The 18,703-nt window shown below is 64.3% G+C and carries 17 protein-coding genes and 1 pseudogene; 8 read left to right on the top strand and 10 right to left on the bottom strand.

Going from position 1 to position 18,703, the window contains the following annotated elements; genetic code table 11:
• Nucleotides 1-104: 104 nt before the first annotated feature.
• From H7C86_RS18765 to H7C86_RS18740, 6 genes and pseudogenes are all read right to left on the bottom strand, one after another.
• On the bottom strand, nucleotides 105-650 hold the full coding sequence (locus H7C86_RS18765) for a hypothetical protein (RefSeq protein ID WP_064113511.1): 546 nt from the start codon (nucleotides 648-650) through the stop codon (nucleotides 105-107).
• Nucleotides 647-2,419: pseudogene (ctaD, locus tag H7C86_RS18760) on the bottom strand (cytochrome c oxidase subunit I). Before ctaD ends, H7C86_RS18765 begins: the two are co-directional and overlap by 4 nt.
• A gap of 82 nt (nucleotides 2,420-2,501) precedes the next feature.
• Nucleotides 2,502-3,344, bottom strand: coding sequence for a sulfite exporter TauE/SafE family protein (locus H7C86_RS18755; protein WP_006898194.1), 843 nt, complete (start codon nucleotides 3,342-3,344; stop codon nucleotides 2,502-2,504).
• A gap of 1 nt (nucleotide 3,345) precedes the next feature.
• Nucleotides 3,346-3,684, bottom strand: a complete 339-nt coding sequence (locus H7C86_RS18750; RefSeq protein ID WP_006898193.1) for a rhodanese-like domain-containing protein — start codon at nucleotides 3,682-3,684, stop codon at nucleotides 3,346-3,348.
• Nucleotides 3,685-3,712: 28 nt separating this feature from the next.
• Nucleotides 3,713-4,501, bottom strand: coding sequence for a GntR family transcriptional regulator (locus H7C86_RS18745; protein ID WP_151097339.1), 789 nt, complete (start codon nucleotides 4,499-4,501; stop codon nucleotides 3,713-3,715).
• A gap of 485 nt (nucleotides 4,502-4,986) precedes the next feature.
• Nucleotides 4,987-6,381, bottom strand: coding sequence for an MBL fold metallo-hydrolase (locus H7C86_RS18740; protein ID WP_006898191.1), 1,395 nt, complete (start codon nucleotides 6,379-6,381; stop codon nucleotides 4,987-4,989).
• A gap of 579 nt (nucleotides 6,382-6,960) precedes the next feature.
• Here H7C86_RS18740 and H7C86_RS18735 point away from each other — a divergent pair.
• Complete coding sequence (locus H7C86_RS18735) at nucleotides 6,961-8,166, top strand: FAD/NAD(P)-binding oxidoreductase (protein ID WP_151097337.1); 1,206 nt, start codon at nucleotides 6,961-6,963, stop codon at nucleotides 8,164-8,166.
• Entirely contained in the window at nucleotides 8,163-8,699 is a 537-nt protein-coding gene (locus H7C86_RS18730; protein ID WP_006898189.1) for a hypothetical protein, read from the top strand. Before H7C86_RS18735 ends, H7C86_RS18730 begins: the two co-directional genes overlap by 4 nt.
• Before the next feature lie 93 nt (nucleotides 8,700-8,792).
• On the opposite strand, the gene H7C86_RS18725 is transcribed toward H7C86_RS18730, so the two are convergent.
• Both H7C86_RS18725 and H7C86_RS18720 read right to left on the bottom strand, forming a co-directional pair.
• Nucleotides 8,793-9,056, bottom strand: a complete 264-nt coding sequence (locus H7C86_RS18725) for a metal-sensitive transcriptional regulator (RefSeq protein WP_006898188.1) — start codon at nucleotides 9,054-9,056, stop codon at nucleotides 8,793-8,795.
• Between the two features lie 121 nt (nucleotides 9,057-9,177).
• Nucleotides 9,178-11,358: an MMPL family transporter gene (locus H7C86_RS18720; protein ID WP_182262002.1), complete on the bottom strand. Its 2,181-nt coding sequence runs from the start codon at nucleotides 11,356-11,358 to the stop codon at nucleotides 9,178-9,180.
• 135 nt (nucleotides 11,359-11,493) lie between these two features.
• On the opposite strand from H7C86_RS18720, the gene H7C86_RS18715 reads away from it, so the two are divergent.
• From H7C86_RS18715 to H7C86_RS18705, 3 genes are read left to right on the top strand one after another with little or no spacing between them, the layout of a single operon-like run.
• A complete protein-coding gene (locus tag H7C86_RS18715) occupies nucleotides 11,494-11,739 on the top strand; it encodes a DUF2892 domain-containing protein (RefSeq protein WP_006898186.1) in 246 nt (81 codons plus the stop codon).
• 20 nt (nucleotides 11,740-11,759) lie between these two features.
• A complete protein-coding gene (locus H7C86_RS18710; protein ID WP_006898185.1) occupies nucleotides 11,760-12,167 on the top strand; it encodes a DUF5313 family protein in 408 nt (135 codons plus the stop codon).
• Between the two features lie 3 nt (nucleotides 12,168-12,170).
• Complete coding sequence (locus H7C86_RS18705; protein WP_151097334.1) at nucleotides 12,171-12,806, top strand: class I SAM-dependent methyltransferase; 636 nt, start codon at nucleotides 12,171-12,173, stop codon at nucleotides 12,804-12,806.
• Nucleotides 12,807-13,063: 257 nt separating this feature from the next.
• Here the strand turns inward: H7C86_RS18705 and katG are convergent, their stop codons facing one another.
• Both katG and H7C86_RS18695 read right to left on the bottom strand, forming a co-directional pair.
• Entirely contained in the window at nucleotides 13,064-15,259 is a 2,196-nt protein-coding gene (gene katG, locus H7C86_RS18700; protein ID WP_202427316.1) for a catalase/peroxidase HPI, read from the bottom strand.
• A 93-nt stretch (nucleotides 15,260-15,352) separates the two neighbouring features.
• On the bottom strand, nucleotides 15,353-15,757 hold the full coding sequence (locus tag H7C86_RS18695; protein ID WP_006898181.1) for a Fur family transcriptional regulator: 405 nt from the start codon (nucleotides 15,755-15,757) through the stop codon (nucleotides 15,353-15,355).
• A gap of 269 nt (nucleotides 15,758-16,026) precedes the next feature.
• On the opposite strand from H7C86_RS18695, the gene H7C86_RS18690 reads away from it, so the two are divergent.
• The 3 genes from H7C86_RS18690 to H7C86_RS18680 are packed head-to-tail and all read left to right on the top strand — an operon-like array spanning nucleotide 16,027 to nucleotide 18,218.
• A complete protein-coding gene (locus H7C86_RS18690) occupies nucleotides 16,027-16,992 on the top strand; it encodes a DUF302 domain-containing protein (protein ID WP_039868152.1) in 966 nt (321 codons plus the stop codon).
• The gene (locus H7C86_RS18685) at nucleotides 16,993-17,544 is read left to right on the top strand and encodes a sigma-70 family RNA polymerase sigma factor (RefSeq protein ID WP_006898178.1); all 552 of its coding nucleotides are present in this window, start codon (nucleotides 16,993-16,995) and stop codon (nucleotides 17,542-17,544) included.
• Nucleotides 17,541-18,218 carry a zf-HC2 domain-containing protein gene (locus H7C86_RS18680; protein WP_151097330.1) on the top strand — a complete coding sequence of 226 codons (678 nt, stop codon included), beginning with the start codon at nucleotides 17,541-17,543 and terminating at the stop codon, nucleotides 18,216-18,218. The genes H7C86_RS18685 and H7C86_RS18680 overlap by 4 nt, the downstream gene beginning before the upstream one ends.
• The last annotated feature ends 485 nt before the right edge of the window (nucleotides 18,219-18,703 follow it).

The raw sequence follows: 18,703 nt of genomic DNA, 5'->3' as shown, positions 1-18,703 counted from the left end.
CCGGCACAGCCAGCCGTCCGGCGGGCAGTCGAGGGTAGTTACGATCGACGTCTGCGACCCTGGAGTGGCTTTCGCCGCCGCGGGGTGCAGGCGAGGTTGCTCGATCAGCTTTTCCCGTTCCCGGACATATCGTCGTCGATGCTCGGACCGACCCCGACCCCGACCCCGACCAAGGTCAACGATCGGCGATGGTGAGGATCGACCCACACCGAAATGGTGGCACCGGTCACCAGTGCGCGGACGGTCGACCGTTCTGCACGCACATCGCACTGGTACGTTCCGGACCCGGGCACCGTCACTTCCAGTTCCACCCGTCGTGAATCGATGTCGGTGCCCAGGACCACCGCCCACCCCTCGACGATGTCGTCCTCTCGGTCCGCCGCGGTGTCCCGGACCACGGATACCGCTGCAGGATGCAGCGGTGTGCGGGCTGCGAACATCATCGCCGCCATCAGCAGCACCGCGAAGCCGGCCACCACGGCAGCGGTGACAGCGGTCGCTGACCCGGGTGAGAGTCGAGGGACGAGGAAGGTGAACACCAGGATCAGCGCGAGCACGTAGAACCCCATGGCGACCGCGATCGCGTACGACACCCGTCCCGGTACCAGGACAGCGGCACCTGTCGAGCGCCGTCTCCGCGCGCTCGTCACCGTCTCTCCCCTGAGGTCCCGCTGGCGGTGCCCTCTTCGACGCCGTCGGCGATCACTTCGGAGGGTGCCCGCACAGCGGCGGTGTGGCCCGTCAGCCCGACGTGGGCTTCGGTGCGCATGCGTTCGACCATATGAGGGTAGTGCAGCTCGAACGCCGGCCGCTCGGAACGGATACGAGGTATTTCGGTGAAATTGTGGCGGGGCGGTGGGCAGGTGGTGGCCCATTCGAGAGAGTTGCCGTAGCCCCACGGATCGTCGACGGTGGCGACCTCGCCGTATCGCTAGGACTTGAACACATTCCATACGAACGGCAGCGTGGACAGCCCGAGAATGAACGCTCCGATCGAGGAGATCAGGTTCAAGGTGGTGAATCCGTCGGAGGGCAGGTAGTCGGCGTAGCGGCGCGGCATCCCTTCGTTGCCGAGCCAGTGCTGGACCAGGAACGTCATGTGGAACCCGACGAACGTCGTCCAGAAGTGCCACTTGCCGAGGCGTTCGTCGAGCATGCGTCCGGTGATCTTGGGAAACCAGAAGTACACCCCGGCGTAGGTGGCGAAGACGATGGTCCCGAACAGTACGTAGTGGAAGTGAGCCACCACGAAGTAGGTGTCGGTGACGTGGAAATCGATCGGGGGGCTGGCCAGCAGCACACCGGTCAGTCCGCCGAACAGGAATGTGATCAGAAATCCGATGCTGAACAGCATCGGGGTTTCCAGGGTGACCTGTCCTCGCCACATGGTGCCGATCCAGTTGAACAACTTCACCCCGGTCGGCACGGCGATGAGGAAGGACATGAACGAAAAGAACGGCAGCAGAACAGCTCCGGTGGCGTACATGTGGTGCGCCCACACCGTGATCGAGAGCGCTGCGATGCCGAGGGTGGCGAAGATCAGACCCTTGTAGCCGAAGATGGGTTTGCGGCTGAAGACCGGGAAGATTTCGGAGACGATGCCGAAGAACGGGAGCGCGACGATGTAGACCTCGGGATGGCCGAAGAACCAGAACAGGTGCTGCCAGAGCACCGCTCCCCCGGTCGCCGGGTCGAACACGTGACCACCGAAGTGTCGATCGAAGGCCAGCCCGGCCAACGCGGCCGCGAAGGTCGGGAACGCCAGCAATACCAGCACCGAGGTCACGAGCATGTTCCAGGTGAAGACCGGCATCCGGAACATCGTCATGCCGGGTGCGCGCAGGCACACCACGGTGGTGATGAAGTTGACCGCGCCCAAGATCGTGCCCAAGCCGGACAGGATCAGCCCCAGTACCCACAGGTCGGCGCCGACGCCGGGGGAATGCAGTGCGCTCGTCAGTGGGGTGTAGGCGGTCCATCCGAAGTCCGCGGCACCTCCCGGGGTGATGAACCCGGCGAGCACGATCAGCGATCCGAACACGTACAGCCAGTACGCGAACGCGTTGAGCCGCGGGAACGCGACGTCCGGTGCCCCGATCTGAAGCGGCAGAATGTAATTGGCGAATCCGTACGCGACCGGGACGGCGTAGAGCAACAGCATAATCGTGCCGTGCATGGTGAACAGCTGGTTGTACTGCTCGTTGGACAGGAACTGCAACCCCGGTACGGCGAGTTCGGTGCGCATGAGCAGCGCCATCAACCCGCCGATGAGGAACAACCCGAACGAGGTGACCAGATACATCTTCCCGATCGTCTTGTGATCGGTGGTGGTCACCAATTGGAACAGCGTCGAGCCCTTCGGCTCGTGACGCATCGGATACGGCCTGGCCGCCTCAGGGCGGGGAATCAGTGCGGTCATCGACGATTTCCTCGAACTAGGTGTGGGATGCGCCCGCATTTGCATGCGCAGAAATAGGCTCAGTGATGCACAACGATGTGCGTTACAGGGCCATGGAGGCCTGGACGGTGACGTAGACGGCCACGACGAGCAACAGGGCTGCGAAGCTACGGGTGAGTGTGGTGGCAGAGACTTTGTCGCTGATGGCTTTTCCTGCGAACGATCCGGCGATGGCCGCGAGGGTGAACGGTACGACGATCTCCCACGGGATGGTGGCACCTGTGCCGAGGCGTTCGGTGAAGGCTCCCGCGCTGGTGATGGAGATGATCACCAGCGACGTTCCGACCGCGACGGGCATCGAGTAGCCCAGTGCCAGAACCAGGGCGGGGACGATGAGGAAGCCGCCGCCCACTCCCAGAAACCCGGTGAGGAAGCCGACGACGAGCGCGGAAGCGACCAGCTTGACTACCTGCGACGTGGTGATCTTCACTTTCGCGGGCTTGGTGGCGACCGCAACGGCACCCGGGCGTGTTCCCGCGGTCTCGGCCGGGTTCGGTGTCGGTAGGTCGGCATCGTGTCCACGCCGGGTGCGGCGCAGCATCGCACCGGCGGCGACGATCATCAGTGCCGCGAACGCGAGCAGCAAGATCTGCGGGTCGACCGATCGGTTGAGGATCGATCCACCGAAGGCGGTGACCGAGCCCAGAATTCCGAACACTGCCGCTGCCCGCCACCGAACGTGCCGTGCTCGCGCATGACTGATGGCCGCGATGATCGAGGTGATTCCGACGATGATCAACGAGGCGCTCGTTGCCGACTGCGGTTCGACCGCCAGGAGATACACCAGGGCAGGAACAGTCAGTATCGATCCCCCACCACCGAGCGCGCCGAGGGAAAGACCGATGAGAATCCCTGCGGCAACTGCAATCGCCAGGGTGGCGACCATGTCAGATCACTGCGCCGGGGGTGCCGTCATCACGGACCACAGGGCGGCCGTCTTCGTGCCACGCTTTCATTCCGCCCGACAGATTGTGCGCTGTACGACCGGCATCGGTGAGGGCCGCGACAGCTTTGCTCGACCGAGCGCCCGACCGGCACACCACGACCAATTTCTGCTCAGGAGGGTAGGCAGCAGGATCGAGATCGCCGAGGCGTACATGGACGGCGTCCGGGGCGTGGCCGGCAGCCCATTCGTCGTCCTCGCGGACATCGATCAGGATGGCTCCCGATTCGGCGATCAGTGCATATGCGGCGGCCGGATCGGCTTCCGGTGGTGCTCCAGTCATGAACAACGCTCCTTGGATCAGTGGGTGCTTACAGGGCGTGCAGCGGCGTGGCCGGCACGAAGCGATAGCCCTCGCTCGGTGAGAACGTGGCCGAGACGGTGAACCGATCTCCTCGAATCACTGTGTGCCGCAACTCCACCGGCCGGGAATTCATGCAGCCCAAGCGGCGGATCGACAGCGCCGCGGTCTTCGAGTCGAGTTCGAGTGCTGCCGCATCCTCCGGATCCGGCACGACGGCAGTGACGTCCTCGCGGCCACCGGTCAGGCGGATGCCGCAGCGTTTCTCGAGCTCGATGTAGAGAGCCGTGTGAGTGAAGTCCGCATCCAGGAGGTCGCGTGCCAGCTCCCCCGGCAACCAGGCACGGTCGAGAGCCAACGGCATGGTCCCTGCCATACGGATGCGCTCCAGGTAGAGCAGCGGAGCCTTGGGACCGACCTGCAAGGTAGCGGCCACCGCGGGGTCGGTCCGCAGTTCGAGTGCACGCACCATGCTGTGCTGAGCAACACCCGTGGCTTCCACGGCAGCGAAGAGACTGTAGAGCGCACCGAGTGGCTGCTCGATCACCGGCGGAGCCGCCAACCGAGAAGGCCGGCCACGCTCTGCAATCAAGATTCCTTCGTTCCGCAGGTGCCGCAGGGCCTCGCGGGTGGTGTGACGGCTCACCCCGTAGCTCGTCGTCAACGCATGCTCGCCCGGGAACTCGGAGCCGGCGAATTCGTCGTCACCGATTCGGCGGACCAGATCGGCATGCAGTTGCGCCCACAGCGGCATCGCACTGGAGCGGTCGAGCGCGGCGCTGCGATCGGGTTCAACCATCAGAGGCCCTCCTGTCGATCTGTGTCGGAATCCGAATTCGAGCCGCCGGCTGCTGACCCTCGGGGCCACTGTACAACAAATGTACGTACATCCGTACGGACGGCAGTGATGCTCTCTACGCGTCGAAGCGATGTCGACCGAGGATCTCGGGGACCGCAGCTCCCCCCGTCCCCGAGAAACCATCCGTCGGCGTCGCCGACACACAACGAGACAATGCTTGCTTCGAAAAAAGTTGTTTCCCACCACGAACGAGCGCCTGGTGGAGATCGCGCCGAACCTGGTGAATCCGCCCGCGTAGCGAGCGTCATCGGTTCGCTTCCCAGTCGGTCCCGGATCAGGCCAGTCGGTGCCGGATCAGGAGTGTCGCCCGGGGGCTGCTCGCCCGGGGCCTGCTCTACCGTCGGTGGCGCAGCGAGCCGACAGGGCGAGCACCGGACCGAACCGGGGGCGGACTGCACGACCGCCTCCGATTCGGGCGGGTTCGATCAGACTGTTTCGAGGTTGCGCTCGGCCCAGGCGGCGTAGCTGCCCTCGAGTTCGACAACTCGGTAGCCGGCGCGGCGCAGGGCGCTGGCTGCGACCGCGTTACGGACGCCGCTCTGGCAATAGGTCACGATCGGACCGCCCGTGGGCAGTCCGTCGAGGTTCCACAGCAATCGGCCACCGCTGAGCTGTTCGGAGCCAGGTATGTGGCCGTCGGCGTGTTCGGTTTTGTTGCGCACGTCCAGCACCATTGCCGGGTCGAACGAATCCAGCTCGTCCGCACCGATCGTCTCGGGTGTCGTCATGGGGAGCCCTCGTAGACTCGTGACGTACCCGGTCACCGTATCGATGCCGACCCGCAGCAGGTGATCACGTAGCTCGTCGGCGACGGCGTGGTCCTCGGCGAGCACCACCAGTGGAGTGTCCTCTCGTTCGGGGTCGTAGACCCAGGCACCGAACGAGGCTGCCTTGTCGATGCCGGGGATGTTGAGCGCTCCGGGGACAGCGCCGGCGTGCACCTCATCTTGGCCGCGGGTGTCGAGGAGGACGACCTCGTCGGAGTCGAGGGCGCGTGCCAATTCTGCGGAGTCGTACTCGCGCAAGGGAGAGAGTGGCCCGAGAACGACCGGGCCCTGCTTGTTCTGACGCTTCATCCGGCCGAAGTAGGCGTGTGCATCCGGTTGACCGTCGAGCATCTCGTCGACGAAGCCCTGCTCGTCGTCGCGCTCGACATACCCGGCCCACCAAGCGAAACGGCGTTCGTAGCCGACGCTGGTCGACGGAAGCGCGCCGAGAGCTTTTCCGCAGGCACTGCCCGAACCGTGACCGGGAAAGACCTGGATATGATCCGGCTGCGTGACGAACGACCGCTTCAGACTGCGGAAGATCTGTTTGGCACCCTCGAAACGGGTGTCGACACCGTCTGCAGCTTCGTCGAGTAGGTCCGGGCGGCCGAGATCGCCGGCGAAGACGAAGTCGCCCGTCAACATGTATCCCGGAGCATCGGCGAAGGCGCCGTCGGTCACCAGGAACGAGAGGTGCTCCGGGGTATGACCGGGCGTGTGAACGGCTTGCACGGTGATGTTGCCCAGAGCCAGCGTGTCGCCATCGTGGAGGCGTTCGGCCTCGAAGCCGTACTGCCAGTCGTCGCCGCCCTCTCCTGAGACGTAGGTGGTCGCGCCGGTGGCCTTGGCCAGCTCGCGGGTGCCGGACAGGTAGTCGGCATGGATGTGGGTCTCGGTGACGGCGGTGATGGTCATGCCATGTCGATCGGCCAGGTCCAGGTACACACCGATGTCGCGGCGGGCGTCGACCACCACTGCCTCTCCCTTGGCCTGGCAGCCGATGAAGTATCCGGCTTGGGCGAGGTCTTCGTCGTAGATGCGTTCGAGAAGCATCGAAATCTCCTTGTCGATCGTGGTGGCGTTCGTACAGGTCTCAGAATTCATGGTACCCCGTGGGGTATTTCAGGAGGTTCTGTGCGGCGAGGTGCACGGTTCCGATTCCTGCGGGGTGGAGGTGAAGTGGGCGGCATTCCACTGGGCGACCAGGGGCATCGCAACCGACTGATCCAGCGAGGCGCAACGACTCACAGCGACATCGCAGTGGTTGCCGATCATCACGTCCTCCTCAGCCGTCCGGCACTCGCCGACTCGGGGCGGACGAGGAAATTTCATTCGTCCCGAGTGTGGCGTTTGTCGGTATTGGCGACTAACCTCTTCCATAATGTACGTACATCCGTACGATCAATCAAGGAGAGGGCGACGTACACCTCGGCACGTGCCCTTGCACCACCTGCTCGAACGCCGGAATGACCTTCCAGCACGACTGCTGTGGATGCAGTGCACCTGGCTTCAATGACCACCAATGTTGTGACCACACGGCTCGCGCCCACACCGACGTCGAGCTGAACCACCCGGCATCAACCGAAATCGAGACAGCGCTCACCGAGCTCGTGTCTCGAACAGGAGGACCACATGTCCGCGCACACCATCGACCACAAAGTCGCGATCATCGGCGGAGGCAACGCCGGTATTTCGCTCGCGGCACGTTTGCGGCGAGCAGGAATGACCGACATCGGCATCATCGAGCCGGCAGAGACCCACTATTACCAACCTTTGTGGACGCTCGTCGGTGGAGGCCGCGCCCCGGCCTCGGAGAGTGCGCGCAGCGAGGCGTCGGTGATGCCCCAGGGCGTCGGCTGGATCAAGGATCGCGCCGAGGGGGTCGACCCCGATGCCCAGACGGTCAGCACCTCCTCGGGAACTACGATCCATTACGACCACCTGGTGGTGTGCCCCGGCATCCAGCTCGACTGGGATTCGGTGTCCGGCATGGCCGAATCGATCGACACCCCGCAGGTCTCGAGCAATTACCGCTACGATCTCGCACCCAAGACGTGGCAGATGATTCAAAAGATGCGGTCGGGCACCGCCGTGTTCACGATGCCCTCCGGCCCCATCAAATGCGCGGGTGCCCCGCAGAAGATCGCGTACCTCGCGGCCGACTACTGGCGCGAGCAGGGCGTGCTCGATGCCATCCGAGTTGTCCTCGTCCTGCCCACACCCGGAATGTTCGGGGTACCGGTGTTCGCCGAGGAGCTCGAACGAGTCGTGGCGCGTTACGGCATCGAGGTGCGCAAGAACAGCGAAGTCACCGCTGTCGATCCGGACGGCCGGTCGGTGACGATCACCGACAACAGTGCAGGTACCACCGACGAGCTACCCTACGATCTGCTCCACGTCGTACCGCGCCAATCTGCACCGGACTGGATCAAGGCCAGCCCCATAGCGGACCCCGAGAATCCAGCCGGATACGTCCAGATCGACAAGAACACACTGCGTCACAACAGATTCGACAACGTCTTCGCCCTCGGTGACGCCGGATCGTCACCGAATTCCAAGACCGGTGCCGCCATCCGCAAGCAAGCACCCGTGGTCGCCGAGAACCTGCAGGCGAGCATCGCCGGCCGTCCACTGACCGCACAGTACGGCGGGTACGCCTCCTGCCCCTTGACCACCTCTCGTAAGACGATGCTTCTGGCCGAGTTCGACTACACGATGCAGCCGGCTCCCTCGATACCGCTGATCGACACCACCCGCGAACGCCGCGACATGTGGTTCCTCAAGAGACGCGGACTGCCGGCGTTGTACTGGAATGCCATTCTCACCGGCCGAGCGTGAACGGTCGACCGCCGCACAGTTACGACCGCGAGGGCGACCTGAGCCACTATCGGTCGGTGTTCGAGGCCATCGAACGACGCGTGATACCGGAGGTGGTGATCACCCGAGTCACCCCGTATCTGCTCGTTCTGGTGTCGGCGGCCGTGCTCGGAGTGGTGCTTCCGCACACCGGCGGCGCACACGGGTACGACGTTCTTCTGCGCACCGAAAGCGCCGACGCGGAATCAGCGGGTGTGTTGGCGACACTGTTCACCGCATTCACTCTCACGTTCACCGTCGTAGCGGCCTCGATCGCGCGTCTGGTTCGGCGTTTTCGGTGGGCCGCTCTGGCTTTGGCGGGCAACGGTGTCACCACGGTGTTCGGTGTGCTCGCGATCTGGGCTCGGCAGTCACTGGCACCGACCGCGACGGTGGCGGGTCCATCGATCGGCCTGTATCTGGGGGCGGTGGCAGCCCTGCTGTCCACCGTTCTCTGGGCTCGTGTGGTGTTCACCCGCCCACCCGAGCATCCCGGTCCAGCGCGCAGGAGCTGACACGTCGCGGGCCCGAGCACCCCATCTCGAACCGGCTGTCCTGCCTCGGTCCGATCACCCCCGTGCATCGATGCGGGGGTGATCGGACCGTTGTCAGGCGAGGGCGAGAAAGAGCTTCTCGAGCTCCGCTTCGCTCATCTTCTCCCCTGTTTCCGCCCCGGTGATGCACTCACGGAGTCCGGTGGCGACGATCTTGAAGCCTGCCCGGTCGAGAGCCTTCGACACCGCGGCCAGCTGGGTGACGACGTCCTTGCAGTCACGGCCGCTCTCGATCATCGAGATCACTCCTGCGAGCTGACCCTGCGCACGCCGCAGACGGTTCAGTACCAACGCGATGCTTTCGGTGTCACCGGTCATGTCGTTCAGTCCTTCGTTCGATGAAACTCCAGGTTACCCCTAGGGGTAAGAGTGGTCGTGGTGGCCGACGCCGGACGGTATCGGCCACCACCATGGTGAGCATCTCGACTGTGCGAGCGTCTCAGCTGTGCGAGAAGCCGATCTTGGGTAGTACTGCTCGTAGCCACGTGGGTGACCACCATGCGGCATGGCCGGTCAGGCGCAGGAGCACCGGCAGCAGAACCAAGCGGATGAGTATCGCGTCCAGCAATACGGCGACACCCAGAATGATGCCCATCTCCTTGGGTGGCAGTGGTTCGGCGAGCGCGAACGAGAAGAACACCGCGATCATCACCGCTGCCGCCGCGAAGATCACCCGACCCGAATGCGCCATTCCGTCGACCTGAGAACCGTGCGGATCACCGGTGTTCTCGTAGTGTTCCTTGACGCTCGACAGCAGAAACACCGTGTAGTCCATCGCGATTGCGAAGATCATCGCGAAGAAGAACACCGGGCCCCAACCGTTCAGGAATCCCTGCGGGGTGAATCCGAGCAGCGACGCCCCGTGACCGTCTTGGAAGATCAGCTTCGCCACACCGAATGCTGCGCCGGTGGACAGCAGGCTGACCACGGTCCCCAGCAGGGCGATCAGCGGTGCCTGGAGCGCGATCAGCAGCAGCAGGAATCCGAGCACGAGGATCACCGACACCACGATCGGCAGGTACTCGTTCAACGCGGTCTGCAGGTCCAGGTTCTCCGCGGGTGCACCGCCGACGATCGCTCCCTCGGGCAGCTCGGCGCGCAAGGCGTCGAGTGTGGTCTCGAGTGCGGGGTTCGACGGGTCCACGTTCGGGATGGCCTGCAGCATGACGTAATCGGATCCATCCATGGCGGGCATGGGCGGCGTCACCATCGATACGCCGTCGACGCTCGCTGCGATCTGCGCGGTCTGCTCCGCCTCCGCCGTGGGGGCGATGATCTGCAGCATTCCTGGTGCACCTTCACCCATCTGTGCCTGCACCAATTCGTAACCCTGCCGGACCGGAGCATCCTCGGGCACAACCGAAATGGACGGCATGGCGACCTTCAGACCCAGAGCCGGAATCGACAGCGCCACCAGAATCAACAGCGAGCCGATGGCGAACGGCCACGGATGCTTGTGCAGCAACTGACCCCAGGACGCGAATTTCGGCGAACGGTGCACCTGACGCTTCGCGTACGGGAGGGAGCCGGCATTGACCTTCGGTCCGAGCTTGCCCAGCACTGCGGGGAGCAGTGTGAGGGTGGCCGCGAGCACGAACACCACCGCGAGCATGATGCCCACGGCCATCGTGCGTACCGCAGGTGCCGGTACCAGAAGCACGGCAGACAAGCTGATCAGCACGGTCAGACCGGACAGCAGGACTGCTTTGCCTGCCGTGTCCATCGTTTCTGCCACTGCACGCTGCGGGTCGATCCGTCCGGCGTCGATGGTCTTTCGGAGCGCATCCCGGAATCGAACGACGAGGAAGAGCGCGTAGTCGATACCGAGCGCCAGCGCGAACATCATCGCAAAGTTCATCGCCCACACCGAGATCGGTGTGATTTCGTTCAGCAGAACCAGACCACCCGCGGATGCGACCAGACCGGCCAGAGTCAACAGCAAGGGCAGACCTGCCGCGACGAGCGATCCGAACGCGAGCACCATGATCGCCAATGTGACGGGCCAGGAGATGATTTCGGCCTTGATCATCGCGTCGTGGTTGGCCTTGTTGAAGTCACTCCACAGTGCCGATGCTCCGGTCGGGTAGACCTCGATCGAGTCCGTGGAGGCTGCGGTCAGCTCACCTTTGAGATCGTCGACGGCCTTCACCATCTCGTCGGTGGTCCCGTTCGCTCCACCGATGAGGATCCCGGTGTGTCCGTCGGGGCTGATCGACATTCCCGGTTGCGGGGGGATCACCTCGGAAATCCGCGAATCGGCGGCCAGAATGTCGGTGACCTCGGAAATGACCGCCGCGACAGCGGGATCGGTCACCTGCTCGGTGTCCGAATGCACGACCACCTGGATCGCGGCCGAGGAGTTCCCGCCGAAGTGCTCCTGTGCGAGTTCGCGAACCTGGACCGACTCCGATCCGTTGGATTGCCACCCGGCACCGGCGAGGGATCCGAACACCGACGGGGCGAACGCTCCCAATCCGATGATGACCACGAGCCACGCGGTGACCACCCACTTGAAGTTGCCTGCCATGCGCGCACCGAAGCGCGCCAACGGCCCGCCGGTGATTCCTGGCGGCGAGTTGTCTGCAGAACTCTCGTCGGTTCGAACGTCGGTGGAACTCACATCGTGTCCTTACTGGTCGGGAAGATGGAGGAACCGTAACACGGTACCCCCAGGGGTATGCTGGTATCATCGTATCTACCCCCTAGGGTATGCACGGACGACCGCACCACACGCAGAGAAGCGAGGATCTACCGCATGTCATGCACCGACACCCTCACCGGCCCCGGCGGACCGAGTATCGAACGCGCAGTCCCCGCGCTGGCGGGCACCATGGTCCTTGCCAGCCTCGCCGCCGGTTCCCTTCACGACCGCCGCTGGCATGTCCTGACAGCATTCGTCGGCGGGAATCTGCTGCTGTATTCCGCAGTCGGATGGTGCCCGGCCAGCCTGTTGATGAAGCGGCTGGGGATGCGTCAGAGCACAGCGACCCCGACCCGGTGAACCGCAACAGGACCCGCCCTTTGCCGTGGCAGTGGGTCGGCTACGCCTTCGGCCGCACTCTGCCCTCGACCATGACGGACTGGGTGGCCAACGATCTGACGGGCAATCACGCCGTGGTTCGGCACCTGATCCGCGGCCAGGTTCCGTTTCTTCCCATCTACGCCGTGTTCATGTTCTTTCCGGGTGAACTGTGGTTGCGTGGCTCCATGGTGCTTCTGGCGGTCCTGCTCTCGCTGTTCTTCACCGCCTCGTACATGGAAGAGAATCGGCAACGCCGCCTCGTGCGACACATGCTGCCCCGCGATCTCACGAACTCCCGTAAAGCGCAGGAATCGGAGCTGGTCAAGAAGCGCTATCTGGCGGCGCACCCCGAGTCCGAGGCCTCACGCACCGCCGCGGCACCCATCGCTCCCGGCCGGGAGCACTGAGCGATGGTCGGCGATTCGACGCACCGTCTCGCCCGATGGCAACGATTCTGGGACAAGCAAGCGGCCGGTTACGACAAGCACATGACCTTCCTCGACCGAGTCCTTTTCCGCGACACCAGATCCTGGATCTGCAGTCGCGCCCGAGGCCAGGTTCTCGAGGTCGCAGTGGGAACGGGACTCAATCTCGAGCACTACCCGGCGGGGACATCGTTGACCGGAATCGAGCTGAGTCCGGACATGCTCGCGCAGGCACACTTTCGCGCCGCCGACGTCAGACCGGATGCGCACCTGACGCTCGGGGACGCTCATGCTCTCGACTTTCCCGATGCATCCTTCGACACCGTGGTGTGCACGTTCTCACTCTGCGCCATCCCCGCCACGGACATCGCGCTCGCGGAAATGTCGCGGGTGCTGCGTCCGGGTGGAACGTTGCTACTCGCCGATCACGTCGCCTCGTCGATCCGGCCGGTTCGATGGATCCAACGCGCCCTGGAACTGGTGAGCGTCCCGATCGGCGGCGAGCACTTTCTGCGCCGGCCCTCGCTCGTGATCACCGGTGACGAGAGCTTCTCCATCGAGGACATCGACCGGTTCACTCTCGGTCTCGTCGAGCGTCTTCACGCCACGAAAGTGGCCTGAACGGGAGCAAGGACCACCATCCTCGCGGCACGAACTACCGGCCACGCCCGGCTATCTCGGTCTCGACGAACTCGAGAAGTTGCTTCTCTGCCATCCACCCACACTTGTCGCGCACCCACGGCGAACAACCCAGGATGTAGGGGCGACGAGATCAGCCCACCGAGACTTCGCAACGACGCCGAGGCTCCGACGCTGAACCCATTTCACCCCCGCACCGAGAGTCGGTACGGGGGTGAAGATGGGGTTCGATGGAGAAATCAGGCCAGATCGTAGCGATCGAGCATCATGACCTTGTCCCAGGCCGCGACGAAGTCGCGGACGAACTTCTCCTTGGCGTCATCGCAGGCGTACACCTCTGCGATGGCGCGCAACTCGGAGTTCGAGCCGAAGACCAGGTCGTTACGAGTTCCGGTCCACTTCTTCTCACCGGTAGCGGCATCCTTGGCCTCGTAGATGCCCTCCTCGGCGGCGGGAACCCACTCGGTGCCCATGTCGAGGAGGTTGACGAAGAAGTCGTTGGTGAGCGTGCCGACCTTGTCGGTCAGAACGCCGTGGGTCGACTGCTTGAAGTTTGCTCCGAGCACGCGCAGACCACCGACGAGCACGGTCATCTCGGGTGCACTGAGCGAGAGCAGGTTTGCCCGATCGACCAGGTTGAACTCGGCCGGCAGCTTCTGGCCCTTGCCCAGGAAGTTACGGAAACCGTCGACCTTGGGCTCCAGATCGGAGAACGAGTCGACGTCCGTCTTCTCCTGCGTGGCATCCATGCGGCCCGGGGTGAACGGGACCGTGATGTCGACGCCGGCGTTCTTGGCGGCCTGCTCGACGGCTGCGACGCCACCGAGTACCACGAGGTCGGCGAAGGACACAGTTCCGGAGAACGACTGCTGGATTCCTTCGAGAACGCGGATGACCTGTGCGAGCTCGTCGGGCTCGTTGACCTCCCAGCCGGCCTGCGGCTGCAGACGCAGACGGCCACCGTTGGCACCGCCGCGCTTGTCACTGACGCGGAACGACGCCGCCGCCGCCCACGCAGCCGAGATCAGCTGATCCTGAGTCAATTCGGATCCGAGGATGGCCTGCTTCAGTTCGGCGATCTGGGCGTCACCGATCAGCTCGTGATCGACGGCCGGGATCGGGTCCTGCCAGAGCAGGGGCTCCGCGGGAACCTCGGGGCCGAGGTAACGCGTGACCGGTCCCATGTCGCGGTGGGTGAGCTTGAACCAGGCCTTCTGGAATTCCTCTGCGAGCTCCTCGGGATGGTCGAGCCACCGCCGGGTGATCTGCTCGTAGATCGGGTCGACGCGCATCGCGATGTCGGAGGTGAGCATCGACGGGTGGCGACGCTTGGAGGGATCGGCGGGGTCGGGAACGAGGTCCGCACCTTCGCCGTTCTTCGGGCGCCACTGGTGCGCGCCGCCCGGGCTCTTGTAGAGCTCCCACTCGAATCCGTACAGCGTCTCGAGGAAGCTGTTGTCCCACTGCGTGGGCGTCGGGGTCCAGATGACCTCGAGACCACTGGTGATCGCGTCTGCGCCGACGCCGCTCTGGAAGCTGTTCTTCCAGCCGAGACCCATCTGTTCGATGGGAGCGCCTTCGGGCTCTGCCCCGATGTGCGCGTCGGGATCGGCAGCGCCGTGTGTCTTGCCGAACGTGTGTCCACCGACAGCCAATGCGGCGGTCTCGATGTCGTTCATGGCCATGCGGCCGAACGTCTCGCGGATGTCCAGTGCGGACTGCACGGGATCCGGGTTACCGTTCGGGCCTTCGGGGTTGACGTAGATCAGGCCCATCTGCACTGCGGCCAACGGGTTGTCGAGGGTCGTGCGATCACCGTGGTAGCGCTCGTCGCCCAACCAGGTCTGCTCCGGGCCCCAGTAGACGTCCTCGTCCGGCTCCCAGGCGTCGACGCGTCCGCCGGCGAAGCCGTAGGTCGGCAGACCCATCGACTCGATGGCGACGTTGCCGGTGAGCACGATCAGGTCGGCCCAGGAGAGCTTGCGTCCGTACTTCTGCTTGACCGGCCAGACGAGGCGGCGTGCCTTGTCGAGCGAGGCATTGTCGGGCCAGCTGTTCAGCGGCGCGAAGCGCTGCATACCTGCTCCGGCACCGCCGCGTCCGTCCTGCTTGCGGTAGGTGCCCGCTGCGTGCCACGCCATGCGAATGAAGAAGGGGCCGTAGTGGCCGAAGTCCGCGGGCCACCAGGGCTGCGAGTTCGTCATCAGGGCTTCGATGTCGCGCTTGACCTCAGCGAGATCGAGAGAGTTGAACTCGGCTGCATAGTCGAAGTCCGGGCCCATGGGGTCGCCGACTGCCGGGTTCTTCTTGAGGATCTTCAGATTCAGGGACTTGGGCCACCACTCGCGGTTGCTTCCGCCTTCGACGGGTGCCGGCATCGAGTCGTGCATGACCGGACACTTGCCACCCGACTCCTGTGGCTGGTCCTGGTTCATCTCTTTTTCGCGTGTTGTGTGGTCCTCGGACACGAGTTTCCCTCCAGAAGATGGTGAATGATCTGATTTCCGCGGCGCTCCCGCGCCGCGACATCAGGGGCTGACGCTGGTGGAGCAGTTCTCGCACAGGCCCCAGTAGATGACCTCTGCCTCGTCGACGACGAAACCAGGGGCCTCCGACGGAGTGAGGCACGGAGCCTCGCCGACGGCGCACTCCACATCGGCGATCGCGCCGCACTTGCGGCACACGAGATGGTGATGATTGTCGCCGATCCTGCTCTCGTACCGGGAGACCGAACCCGACGGCTGAATGCGCCGGACCAGTCCCGCGATGGTCAGAGCGCGGAGCACGTCGTACACGGCCTGGCGCGAGACGTCGGGCAGGGTGGCCCGAACGGCTCCGTAGACGGTGTCGGTGTCGACGTGCGGATGTTCGTGCACCACGTCGAGCACCGCCAGACGGGGGCGGGTGACTCTGAGCGCAGCACTACGCAGCATCTCCGAGTAGTTCGACGATGAGCTCACATCGACCAGTATGCATGACTTTTCTGGAATGAGTCCGGAAACTGAGCGACGGACTGATGTGAGGCGGCGAGCGCAGAGCCAGCGCGTTCCGCGCCGAGTGGCACCGAGATTGCGGGGAGCAATCGCCGGAGGATCTTCGGTTCGGGTGAACCCCTCAGGCTCGGTGTGCGTACACCACAGTGAAGCCCACAGCAGTCGTGGGCCCGAGGACAGGACACGTGATGAACACTTCAAGGTTCCGTATGGCAACGTCGCTCCTGGCGTCGGCGGCGATGATCGCCCTCGCCGGGTGCGGTTCCACCGAACCCACCGGTTCGGTCGCTGTGTCGAGCACTCCGGTGTCCACGTCGGCGGATCCGAGCGCCTCAACACCTGATGCAGCACCGTCCGAACCCGGTCTGGTGGTGTACGCCAGCAACTACTCCGTGAGTGACACGGTCTCTCGGGTCCAGCGCGCGCTCGAGACGGTGGGGACTGTGGCAGCCACTGTGGATTTCGAGAAGTTGGCACAGGGAACAGGTAAGACGATCCGTCCGACCACCGTGGTGATCGGGGGGAATCCGAAGGCGGCGTCGCCGTTGATCACCGCGGATCAACGGGCCGCGATCGACCTTCCACAGAAGTACCTGGTCTGGCAGGCTGCCAACGGGACGGTGTTTCTGGCATACAACTCCGCGGAGTACATCGCGGCGCTCGCTGGTATCCCGGTGTCGTCCGACGCCCTCGACGGACTCCGGGCCGGGTCGGCATCCACCGCGTCCGATGCGACGGGATCCTCGGCGGCCGCTGCAGAGGGCACCGATGTGTCCACAGCGCCGAGATACCTGGTCGAAAAGACCAGTGATGCATCGGTTGCTGCGTCCATCGCTCGATACGAGGCAGCGTTCGCGGCCAAGAATCAGCCCACAGTCGCCACCGTCGATCTCGCGTCCGCCGCTGCCGAGACACCTCTGAGGCCCACCATGGTCACCTACGTCGGTAATCCTGCGGTCTCGACTGCGCTGGTCGGAGCGCAGCAGACCATGGGGATCGACCTCCCCGCCCGATACGTGGCGTGGCAGGACTCCGAAGGGATCGTTCACGTGGCTCATCCCGATATCCGTGTACTCGCTGCTCGGCATTCGATCTCGCCGACCAATCCCGTTCTCGACATGGTCGAGGCCGCCACGACCGGTTTCACCGATGCCGCTTCCGGCTCGGGCAGTTAGGTGGACGGTGTCGAATCCGGCTCACAGCAGAACCATCAGCTCGTCGATGCGTCCGAAGTTGCCATGTCGGCGCTCTTCCGCGAGCACCAGCATGCAGTGACTCGATTCGTCAGCCGCTACACCCAGACCCGCGAGCAGTGCGAGGACATCGTCCAGGAGACGATGTTGCGTGCGTGGCGCGGGATCGACCGCATCGATGTGACAGCAGCATCGACGCGGTCCTATCTCATGACGATCGCGCGAAACGTGCTCACCGATCAGTGGCGGGCGAGCACGAGCAGGCCGACTCTTGTCCACGACCAGATCGCACTCGCTGCCGAGTGCATCGACGACGAATTGGGCGGGGTCCTCGACGGGTGGCTCATAGACGAGTCGCTGCACCGGTTGTCCGAGGAGCATCGAGCGGTCATCGTGCTCATCTACTACGAGGGCCGAACCGTCTCCGAAGTGGCCGCACACCTCGATATCGCGGTCGGCACGGTCAAGTCCCGCTCCTACTACGCTGTACGTGCCCTACGCCGGATCTTCGACGAGTTGGGATTGATTCCATGAGCTCAGCGCACGACGAGATCCGACCACTGCTCGGGGCGTACGTACTCGACGGACTCGAGCGCGACGACCGAGCAGCGGTACGACGACATCTCGACGACTGCCTTGCCTGCCGAACCGAAATCGACGTACTGGCACCCGTCGCGGGTGTGCTTCGACGTCGAAGGCAGCCAGCAGATCTCTCACCGGTGCACTCGACGGCCGGTGCAGACCAGCGACTCGACCACCTGCTGAGCGCGATGAGGCAGCAACGGACCTCCGAGAAGAGGCGGCGGCGAGTGTGGACTGCGGTGTCGGCGACCCTCGTTCTGGGAGTCGCTGCGGCGATCGTCCCGCTCAGTAGCCTCGCCCGCTCCGACGATTCGACAACGGTGAACGATGCGGGAGCCCGCCCGCTCGTTCTGTCGAGCACCGTCGGGGCCACAGGTGAGCTCGAGCTCACCACGAAAGCCTGGGGCACATCGATCGACGTCGACGTCCAACAACTCCCCGACGCAGGCGTCCTCACTCTCCAGGTGGTCGGCAACGACGGGGCTCGACAGCAAGCAGCTCAATGGTCGGTCACCGCGAGCCGAGCAGCAGCGGTGACCGGCGCGACGTCCCTTTCTGTCGAGGACATCCACTCGATCGTGATCGACGATCCGGCGGGCAACACGATCGCGCGGGCCTCTCGCTGAGACCGAGTCGTCACCGACACGGGCCAGGTTTGGATGCGGTGCCTCGAACCGCATGTTGGTCGAACGGCCGGCCGAGTGGCTGGACCGCAGTCGAAGGAGGTCGGGGCGCTCACGACGTACCCCGGATCGAAGTCCGAGTCCGACCTGCGACATCGAGCGATCACACCAGTCTCCTCGTCTCACCAGAACCAATCGACCCGCAGCCCACTGTCGGGTGTCCCACAGAAAATTACGGATGTCGACGACACGTACGTCGCAGGATCCGAGACCCCTAGCTATCCGAGGCGACCCAGCGAGCATCGGATGTATACACGGTCAGATGTACCCCATGGGTATGTGCTGATATCACCCTCAGGGGCTCATACTCGTAGTCGTTTGCGATGACTGTGACGACAATTGGACGCGCCTTCGGTCGTCTCGTCGTTTCGGCGGTCGGGTATCGAAGACGGTGCTGCCATCGACCCAAGGGCACCCACTCATCGACG

It is taken from the genome of Rhodococcus sp. UFZ-B548 (assembly GCF_903819475.1).
GTDB classification, from domain to species: domain Bacteria; phylum Actinomycetota; class Actinomycetes; order Mycobacteriales; family Mycobacteriaceae; genus Rhodococcus_F; species Rhodococcus_F erythropolis.
This window is presented reverse-complemented; position numbering and strand designations above follow the sequence as displayed.